General features: G+C 41.9%; 1 pseudogene. It reads left to right on the forward strand.

Features of this window, described 5'->3' with window-relative positions:
• A pseudogene (locus GH664_RS22900) lies at nt 1-332 on the forward strand (group II intron reverse transcriptase/maturase); the annotation flags it as partial.

The raw sequence follows: 332 nt of genomic DNA on the forward strand, positions 1-332 counted from the left end.
GTGAATACATCCAAAAATTCAACAAGGGCAAGGAAAGAGCAGACAATCCCGAAAGGGTGAAATTTGAGTACGGCAAAAGTCGTGCAGTGTTGAAACTCAAAGCGGTAACAGACAGGGAAGAGCGCAAATCCATAGTCAAAGAAATAAAACACTTTGATAAGGAAAGAGCAAAAATTCCTTGTGGTGTGGATATGGATGCAAATTTCAGACGCCTAAAATATGTACGGTATGCAGATGATTTTCTGTGTGCTGTCATTGGAACAAAGAAAGAGGCGGAAGCCATCAAGCAGGACATCAAAAAGTTCCTTGCCGAGAAGCTCTCGCTTGAACTT

This window comes from Thauera sp. 2A1 (assembly GCF_009469595.2).
Lineage (GTDB): Bacteria > Pseudomonadota > Gammaproteobacteria > Burkholderiales > Rhodocyclaceae > Thauera.